Source organism: Halomonas sp. 3D7M, from assembly GCF_014897885.1.
Lineage (GTDB): Bacteria > Pseudomonadota > Gammaproteobacteria > Pseudomonadales > Halomonadaceae > Vreelandella.
Window position 1 is genome coordinate 1 of record NZ_JABUZF010000174.1, and the last position, 8,196, is coordinate 8,196.

At 54.3% G+C, this 8,196-nt stretch carries 3 protein-coding genes and 2 pseudogenes; all 5 read right to left on the reverse strand.

Annotated features, from left to right (window positions below; genetic code table 11):
• Window positions 1-669 (reverse strand): ACT domain-containing protein (locus INT22_RS09500; protein WP_319022059.1); only part of this gene is annotated, 669 nt, incomplete at its 3' end.
• Between the two features lie 3 nt (window positions 670-672).
• Window positions 673-2,928, reverse strand: a complete 2,256-nt coding sequence (gene parC, locus INT22_RS09505; protein WP_226912563.1) for a DNA topoisomerase IV subunit A — start codon at window positions 2,926-2,928, stop codon at window positions 673-675.
• Window positions 2,929-3,002: 74 nt separating this feature from the next.
• Window positions 3,003-4,970, reverse strand: a complete 1,968-nt coding sequence (locus INT22_RS09510; protein WP_193068144.1) for a methyl-accepting chemotaxis protein — start codon at window positions 4,968-4,970, stop codon at window positions 3,003-3,005.
• A 220-nt stretch (window positions 4,971-5,190) separates the two neighbouring features.
• A pseudogene (parE, locus tag INT22_RS09515) lies at window positions 5,191-7,111 on the reverse strand (DNA topoisomerase IV subunit B).
• Window positions 7,112-7,279: 168 nt separating this feature from the next.
• Window positions 7,280-8,196, reverse strand: a pseudogene (locus INT22_RS20625) (glucose-6-phosphate isomerase); the annotation flags it as partial.

Sequence of the window (8,196 nt, forward strand, 5' to 3'; positions counted from 1 at the left end):
TCGTTCGGTCACGTCGGCGACTTCATCTCCGACCCCATGGCGGCGAGCGAGCTCGTCAATCACCTCAGTCTTGATCAGCGTCGAGTCCATATCAAAACACACTAAACGACGATGCCGACGCCAGATAGTATCTTCTTGAATAGCAATATCGACACCATGCTGGGCACCTAGCGCGAGCGCCTTTTCGCGTAGGGCTTCTAGCTCTACATCACTGCCTCTGAGCCAACATTCAACGCAAGCCCCGTTAGCAGGCGAGTCACCTTCAAGCGCTTCGCGGCCTGAAAGACGGTGAATTAGCTCAACAGTGAGACCAAACTCTGCGGTCAGCGATCCTACTTCAGCTAATATGCCGGCAGGCAGCTTGGGGGCTAGCAGGCTTAAGATTAGTCTTGGTTGGCTGGCTTGCTCACTCCAGCGCTGATAGTCGTCGCCACTCACCGCAATTGCCTGCACGTCTAAACCGAGCGTATCTCCCGCTTCACTAAGAGCGGCTTCCAAAGCGCTGTCCTGATCAAGCCCCACCAGCATTTCCAAAGAGAGCATGCCAAACGTCACGCTTTGATTAATATCCAACAGCCGGGCACGCCCAGCCGCCAACGCATTACCCAGGCCAGCTAACTGCCCTGGGCGCGCAACCCCGGTCGCACGAATCAAATAACGTGTTGCCATGACTTACTCCCCTGCCTCTAAACAATCTACTTTTTGGAAACCGCGGGGCAGTTTGCTGCCTCGCCTACCGCGTTCACCACGATAATACGCGAGATCGTCGGCTTTCAGGGTTAGCTTACGCTTACCGGCATGAATAATGAGTTCACCGCCCTCTGCCACAACGGCAATATCGCGCACAAACTCTTCACGTCGAGCCGCACGCGGGCCGGGAATATCGAGCATTTTATTGCCTTTTCCTTTAGCCATTTCAGGCAGCTGGTCTAACGGGAACAGCAGCAGCCTGCCTTCATTGGAAACCGATGCAACCCAATGGCCTTCGCCTTCCGGCACTTCCACTGGGGCCATAACGCTGCACCCTTTAGGAACACTCAGTACCGCTTTACCGGCTTTATTTTTGCCTGTCAGCGCCTCGAGCTGCGCGACAAAACCATAACCACCATCACTGGCCAATACGTATCGTTTGGTGGGCGGCGCCAGCATTAGCCCTGCCATGCGCGCACCTGCCGACACGTTGACACGGCCGGTAACCGGTTCACCTTGACCTCGGGCACTAGGCAAATTATGCGCTGCTAGGGTGTAAGCACGGCCAGTGTCGTCTAGCAACACCAAAGGTTGGTTGGTTTTACCACGAGCCGCCAGTTGGAAACTATCGCCGGCCTTATAGGAGAGCCCTTCCGGATCGATATCATGGCCTTTCGCCGCACGAATCCAGCCTTTTTCCGACAACACGACGGTAATCGGATCAGCGCCTAACAACTCTACTTCAGAGAGCGCTTTTGCTTCACTACGCTCAACCAGCGGCGAACGACGCGCATCACCATGCTCTTTACCCGCCGCGCGGATCTCTTTTTCAATTAACGTGGTTAGCTTAGCTTCACTACCCAACAAGCCTTGCAGTGACTTGCGCTCTTTCTCCAGTTCATCCTGCTCGCCGCGAATTTTCATCTCTTCCAGCTTAGCAAGATGGCGCAATCGCAGCTCTAGGATCGCCTCTGCCTGCCGCTCAGAAAGACCAAACGCAGCGATCAATGCTGGCTTAGGCTCATCCTCTTCACGAATAATACGGATCACTTCATCAAGGTCGAGGTAAGCCGTCAGCAGGCCTTCAAGAATATGCAGACGGTCTTCGACTTTACCTAAACGATGCTCTAAGCGGCGGCGCACGGTCGCTCGCCTAAAGCGCAGCCACTCGCTCAGCATATCGGGTAGCGGCATCACGCGGGGGCGACCATCCAGGCCGATCACGTTCATGTTCACCCGCACATTCTTTTCTAAATCCGTGGTGGCGAACAGGTGCGCCATCAGCGATTCAACATCCACGCGGTTAGAGCGTGGCTCAATCACCAGACGAGTAGGCTCTTCATGGGTGGACTCATCACGCAGGTCGGCTACCATCGGCAGCTTTTTGGCCTGCATTTGTGCAGCGATCTGCTCCAATACTTTGGCACCGCTGACCTGATAAGGCACAGCGGTAATCACGATATTGGCCTCTTCGCGCACATAACGAGCGCGCAGTTTGACCGAACCGCGGCCTGATTCGTAGAGCTTGCGCAGGTCTTCTTTCGGCGTGATGATTTCGGCATCGGTGGGGAAATCGGGTGCCGGTACAAATTCCATCAGGTCGACAGTGGTCGCTTCCGGGTTCCGCAACAGGTGACAGGTCGCCTCTACCACTTCAGTCACGTTGTGAGGTGGAATATCGGTTGCCATCCCAACCGCGATGCCGGTACCGCCGTTGAGTAACACGTGCGGCAAACGCGCGGGAAGCACTACCGGCTCTTGCATCGTGCCATCGAAGTTGGGGGTCCAGTCCACGTTGCCCTGGCCTAACTCGCTGAGCAGCACTTCTGCAAACTTAGACAGCTTGGCTTCGGTGTAGCGCATGGCAGCAAAGGATTTGGGGTCATCAGGGCTACCCCAGTTGCCTTGCCCATCCACCAGCGGATAGCGATAGCTAAACGACTGGGCCATTAGCACCATTGCTTCATAGCACGCGCTGTCGCCATGGGGGTGAAACTTACCCAGCACATCACCGACGGTACGCGCCGACTTTTTGTACTTGGCATTGGCGTGCAGCGCCAGTTCACGCATGGCGTAAATAATGCGCCGCTGCACAGGTTTCATCCCATCGCCAATATTGGGCAAGGCGCGGTCTAAAATGACGTACATCGAGTAGTCGAGGTACGCTTTTTCGGTGTAATCGCGCAGGGACAGCCGTTCGACGTCACCCTCTGCTACCTGAATATCCATGTCGATCATATCCTACCTTAACAACAAAACCGCCCCAGTCGGGGCGGCTGATAAGCGGACACGCGGCCACTTAGCATGGCACGCTATGTTAATTGATACTTTTCATGCGATGCATTCGACAGTGCTGGAGCCTGGGATACCGCTTGCGCACCGCCGTGAAACTCGTCCAGCAAGCCTTTTAAGCGCTGGGCCTGTAACGACAGTTCATTAGCAGCCCCTGCGGCCTGGCTAACCAAGCCCGCATTCTGCTGGGTCACCGTATCCATCTGCGTTACCGCACTGTTAATCTCGTCAATGCCATTGGTTTGTTCGCTGGAAGCTTGGCTGATTTCGCTAATGCGTGCCGTTACTTCCTCAATGGCAACTACAATCTCTTTCATAGCGGACTCAGCTTCTTGAGCATAACCGCTGCCCGTCGCGATCTGCTCAGACGTGGTTTTGATCAGCCCATTAATGTTTCTGGCCGATGCAGCACTGCGCGAGGCAAGCTCACGTACTTCACTGGCAACCACCGCAAAGCCTCTTCCGTGCTCACCCGCACGCGCTGCTTCTACCGAGGCATTTAGCGCTAATATATTGGTTTGAAAAGCAATATTTTCGATTACTTGAACAATTGAAGCGACTTCAACAGAGCTTTCGTTGATCGCTTCCATGGATTGCGCCAGCCTCGATACCTGTTGGCCGCCACGCTTCACTTTATCCGCTGACTCTTTTGCCCGCAGGTCTGCCTCTTGAGCGTTATCAGCGTTTCGCTTCACCGTAGCTGCCATCTCTTCCATCGTTGATGATGTCTCCTGAAGAGAAGCCGCCTGCTGTTCTGTTCGGCCAGAAAGCTCCGTATTGCCTGCCGCGATTTCAGTGGACTCGCTGGCGATGGCATCGGCCACGCTCCGCACATCACCAAATAGCCGCTGTAGTTTCTCCGAGTATCGATTAACAGCACTGCGCAGCTCACCAATCTCATCCTCGCGATAGATCGTCAGCTCGCGACTCGAGTCGTCCTGCCCCAGCTGATCGATTTGGCGGGTAGTGCTGCGTATTTGCGCTAGCAAAATACGCCCACCCCACCATCCAAGCCCCAGTAAAAGTGCCAGCAAGGGGACAATAAATAGCAGTAGATCACGTGTTAACGTGCGAGCCAAAGCCGTGACTTGCTCGCTAGGCGTTACTAACCCCAGCGTCCATCCCGTACGTGGCATGTCAAATAAGCGCACCTCAGCAGCTTCTGCTAACACGCCTGCATTTTCGACACTCGCCTGTTCACGGCCAGCAGTTATCGCCGTTACAACGGGCTGAAGCCAGGGCATATCACGGGCAACGTCAGCTAAACCTTTCATCTCATCAGAGGCTTGCTCTACCCCCGGCAGGTCAATGACATTGCGCTCATTATCCAGCACAAAGGCGTAACCGCCTGTGCCACCGCCATTTTCTGCAAGAAACTCGGCCACGCCGCCTAGCTGCATATCAATGGTGGCGACTCCTGAAAAAGCGTCATCGATATAATACGGAACACTACAGGTCACCATGGCAACCCCTGTCGCTGGGTCGCGGTAGGCAGCAGACCAAACGCACTGCCCTGGCGTCGCATCGCGAGCACTGCTATACCATGCTTCGTCGTGATAAGGCGCAATAGTGCTTGCGTTGTAGTCATCCAGAAACTCCAACGCTCCTTGAGCATTACGTGCCCAGAAAAAACTGAAGCGCTCGACACCCGGCGAAAATGCGCCTGGCTCAGGCCAAATACCGCCTCCGGCAATTGTCATATTGCCGTTATCATCGACCACATTGGGCAGTGCTTGCTGGTAAATCGCTTCATCTTGAGGAAGCGATTCGGCCAACGCCGCTAAGCTCGAGGTATTCCCCTCGACGCGAGCCAGCTGGCCATTCAGCGCATTCACGATAGAGCCGCCCGTACGCTCAATCAATGACTGACTTGCATCGATCACCAACGGCTGACCACGCCAGGCCATCACGCCGTAAATACTGACAGCCATTAGTAGTGTGAGCACCACTGCAGACAACGTTAACTGCCGAGAGATTGTGTTGAACAAAGCTATTCCCCTGTCTATGAGCGTTTTTTACGCGTCTTAGTATGTAAGCTACTTATTCAACTATCGGCCAAATAGCATGGCACTGTAATAATGCCTGTTAACGTTTGCCTAGCAGATTGGGCTCCCCCCTCCGGTCTTTATAACTGGCTTTGCAACTGTTGCGAAAACAGTCGCAAAAACAGTCATTAAAACCAGACTGATGACGCTTCTATCTCTGTAACTACACCTCTACATCAGCGAGATTGCCGTAATCTTCTAGCCATTTTTTGCGGTCACCGGCGCGTTTCTTGGCCAGCAACATATCCATCATTTCCATCGTGCCATCGCCCTCTTCCAGCGTTAACTGCACTAGGCGACGAGTTTCTACCGACATAGTGGTCTCACGCAGCTGTAGCGGGCTCATTTCACCCAAGCCTTTAAAGCGCTGAACGTTAGGCGTGCCACGCTTTTTCGCCAGTTGCTTGAGAATGGCGGCTTTCTCGCTCTCATCCAGGGCATAGTGCACTTCTTTACCTAAGTCGATTCGGTAAAGCGGCGGCATGGCGACAAACACATGCCCGGCATCCACCAGGCTGGGGAAGTGTTTTACAAACAGCGCGCACAACAGCGTCGCAATGTGCAGGCCATCGGAGTCCGCATCCGCCAGGATACAAATTTTGTGGTAGCGCAGTTTTTCAAGATCTGCGCTGCCGGGGTCGGCACCAATCGCCACGGCGATATCGTGTACTTCCTGAGAGCCATAGATATCGTGGGTATCGACTTCCCAGGTGTTGAGGATTTTGCCGCGCAGCGGAAGAATGGCTTGAGTTTCACGGTTGCGTGCTTGTTTGGCACTACCACCGGCCGAGTCGCCTTCGACTAAAAACAGCTCACTCAGGGCAGGATCCTGGCCGGAACAGTCGGCGAGTTTGCCTGGCAACGCGGGGCCAGAAGTCACCTTTTTACGGGCGACTTTTTTGGACTTTTTCTGGCGCTGCTGAGCGGCGCTAATCACCATTTCGGCCAGCTGTTCAGCCTGTTCAATGTGGTGGTTAAGCCAAAGCGAGAAAGCATCTTTCAACACCCCAGACACGAAGCCCGCAATCGTGCGTGAGGAGAGCCGCTCTTTGGTCTGCCCGGCAAACTGGGGATCAAGCATTTTCACCGAGAGCACAAAAGAGGCTCGCTCCCATAAATCATCGGCGGTTAGCTTAATNNAAATCATCGGCGGTTAGCTTAATGCCGCGGGGCAACAGGCTGCGGTATTCACAGAACTCCCGCAGCGCTTCCAACAAACCTGAACGGAAGCCATTGACATGCGTGCCGCCCTGAGGCGTGGGAATCAGGTTTACGTAGCTTTCCAACAACGCGTCGCCACCTTCGGGCAACCACTGAATCGCCCAGTCAACGCCATGCTCATCGTCGCTAAAATGGCCGACAAAGGGTTCATTCGGTACCACTTCATAGCCATCGGTAGCTTCAGCCAGGTAGTCCTTTAAGCCATCGGCATAGGCCCATTCAGTTTTGGTGCCATCAGGCTCTACCAGCGTAACCGCCAGTCCAGGACACAGTACTGCCTTGGCACGTAACAAGTGCTTTAACTTTGAAAGGGCGAGCTTTGGGCTGTCAAAGTAGCTCTCATCTGGCCAAAAACGCACGAGAGTGCCCGTCGCTTTTTTCGCCGCTTTACCAATTTCGTGTAGCTCTTCGACTTTTTCGCCAAACTCAAAGGCCATGGCATGGCGCGCGCCATTACGAGTAACTTCAACATCTAAACGGCGCGATAAGGCATTAACCACCGATACGCCAACCCCATGCAAACCGCCCGAGAAGCGATAGCTGGAGGAGGAAAACTTGCCACCCGAGTGGAGCTTGGTAAAGATTAGCTCGACGCCCGACACGCCATGTTCAGGGTGCAAATCGATCGGCATGCCACGGCCGTTATCCTGCACTTCTATGGCACCATCGGAATGCAGCACCACGCTAATAGCCGATGCATGCCCTGCGAGGGCCTCATCGACACTATTATCGATAACCTCTTGAGCGAGGTGGTTAGGCCGCGAGGTGTCGGTGTACATACCGGGACGCTTACGCACCGGCTCGAGCCCTGACAGGACTTCGATGGAACTCGCGCCGTACTGGGAGGCATCAAACTGGGTCATGTAACATCGGTTCCTAAAAAATAGCGCTAGCAGCCGCTCTTAAGTACTTGAAGCAAAGCGTACTGAAACAAAACGTACTGAAACGAGTCATTAGCGGCTGGCAAAAGGGCACAGGATAGCGGAAAAGCAAAAAGCTGTATATCCAGCCATGAAAATCATAATGGCGTGCTACTCCTGCTCTGCCGCCCAAAACGCCTCGATCAGGCCGCGGCTGGAAGCATCCATACGGGAAATATCACCGCCTCCATCAATGATCGCCTGGGTGTCGGTGGCAATTTTCTTACCTAGCTCAACGCCCCACTGATCAAACGGATTAATATCCCAAATAACCGCCTGTACAAACACTTTGTGCTCATACAGGGCGATCAGTGCCCCCAGCGTAAAGGGTGTTAGCTTATCCAACAGGACCGTTGTAGAGGGCTGGTTCCCACGGTAGCGCTTGTGCTCTGGGCGAGGGCCTTCATCCTCTAGAGCGTCATCCCCCAGCATCAGCACTCGTGACTGAGCAAAGCAGTTCGCCAGCGCTAGGCGGTGCTGTGCTTTTAGATGGCGACGTGTATCTGGGTCTTCCACTTCATCGTAGCGCTTCAGCGGTGCTATAAAATCGCATACGACCGGCTGGGTGCCCTGGTGAAGTAACTGATAAAAGGCGTGTTGAGCGTTGGGACCAAGCTGCCCCCAAAGCACTGGGCACGTTGAATAATTCACCGCTTGGCCTTGGCGCGTCACCGACTTACCGTTGGACTCCATCTCAAGCTGTTCAAGATAGGCAGCAAAGTACTCTAAGCGTCCGTCGTAGGGCAGTATCGAATGGGCACGAATATCCAGGAAATTGACGTTCCAGATACCAGCTAACCCCAGCAGTACTGGTAGGTTTTCTTCCATCGGTGCATCACGGAAGTGGCAGTCCATTGCATGGGCACCCGCCAACAGTTCACGGAAGTTATCCATACCTACGACGAGCGCAATCGGGAGGCCGATGGTGCCCCACAAGGAGTAACGCCCGCCGACCCAGTCCCAGAACATCAGTTGGTGATCTGAGGAAATACCCCACTCACTCATCTTTTCAGGGCTCGCCGACACAC

Excerpts from the sequence above, each read along its gene's own strand:
- parC (WP_226912563.1), bottom strand. The coding sequence starts at position 2,928 with ATGATCGACATGGATATTCAGGTAGCAGAGGGTGACGTCGAACGGCTG.